This window comes from Kitasatospora sp. LaBMicrA B282 (assembly GCF_050325825.1).
Taxonomy (GTDB): domain Bacteria; phylum Actinomycetota; class Actinomycetes; order Streptomycetales; family Streptomycetaceae; genus Kitasatospora.
In genome coordinates, this window is sequence record NZ_JBNQTI010000393.1 from 1 (window position 1) to 617 (window position 617).

Genomic DNA, 617 nt, shown 5'->3' on the forward strand with positions numbered 1-617 from the left:
CCCCGGCGCCGGCGGCGACCGGGGTCGGGGTGGGCGCAGCAGCAGCCGCCGCGGCGCGACCGCCCCGGCGACCGGTCCTGGAACCCGCCTTGGCGCCGAACAGATCGCTGCGGATCACCTGGACCGCCACGATGACGAACAGCCACAGCACGGCCAGGAAACCCAGCCGGAGGACTGTCAGAGTCAGTTCGGACACCGGAGCTCGCCCTACCCTTCGACCTGTCGGTAGATGATCGTCGTGGAGCCCACGACGATCCGCGAGCCGTCGCGGAGCGTAGCGCGCTGGGTGTGCTGTCCGTCCACCACGATGCCGTTGGTGGACCCCAGGTCGAGCACCATGGCCGGGGTGCCGGGCCGGATCTCGGCGTGCTTGCGGGAGACCCCGGGGTCGTCGATCCGCACGTCCGCCTCGGTGGAACGGCCCAGCACGCAGGCGGTGCCGGTGATCTGGTGCCGGGTGCCGTTGACCTCGATCCAGCGCCGGGTGTTGGCACCGCCGCCGGAACCGGGGAACTGGCGGACGTTGCCCATCCCGTTGCCCGGGGCGGCGGCCGGCCGCTCGGCGGGCGCCGCCGGCGGCGGCGCGACCGGGGCCGGCGGGGCACCCGCGTAGGTCG

Annotated in this window: 1 protein-coding gene and 1 pseudogene; both read right to left on the reverse strand. The window is 74.6% G+C overall.

The annotated features are described in order from the left end of the window. Positions 1 to 196 (reverse strand): annotated as a pseudogene (locus ACQRUO_RS39625) (FHA domain-containing protein); the annotation flags it as partial. Positions 197 to 207: 11 nt separating this feature from the next. Next, the coding region (locus ACQRUO_RS39630; protein ID WP_428321027.1) for an FHA domain-containing protein at positions 208 to 617 on the reverse strand (410 nt) is incomplete at its 5' end.